General features: G+C 72.5%; 1 protein-coding gene. It reads left to right on the forward strand.

Annotated elements, in window-relative coordinates; translation table 11 throughout:
• Nucleotides 1-53: 53 nt before the first annotated feature.
• On the forward strand, nt 54-523 hold a 470-nt coding region (locus tag AC1D1T_RS33005), incomplete at its 3' end, for an ABC transporter ATP-binding protein (RefSeq protein ID WP_477993588.1).

The raw sequence follows: 523 nt of genomic DNA on the forward strand, positions 1-523 counted from the left end.
CAGGCCGGCCTCGCGGCCGGCGAGGCCGCGCCCGGCACCTACGTGCACCAGCGATGAACGACCCCGCCTGCGTGTTCCGCGCGGAACAGATCACCAAGACCTACGGCAGCGACGAGGTGCGCGTCGAGGCGCTGCGCGCGGTCGACCTGCAGGTGCGGCGCGGCGAGTTCATCGTGCTGCTCGGGCCGTCGGGCAGCGGCAAGTCGACGCTGCTGAACATCCTCGGCGGGCTCGACGTCGCGAGCACCGGCCGGCTCTGGTTCGGCGACGAGGAACTGAGCGCCGCCGACGATGCGGCGCTGACCCGCTACCGGCGCGAGCACGTCGGCTTCGTGTTCCAGTTCTACAACCTGATCCCGAGCCTGACGGTGCGCGAGAACGTCGCGCTCGTCACCGACATCGCGCGCGACCCGATGCCGGTGGACGACGCGATCGCGCGCGTCGGGCTCACGCCACGGCGCGATCACTTCCCGGCCCAGCTCTCCGGCGGCGAGCAGCAGCGCGTGGCGATCGCGCGCGCGAT

The organism is Rhizobacter sp. P2_H3 (genome assembly GCF_056403355.1).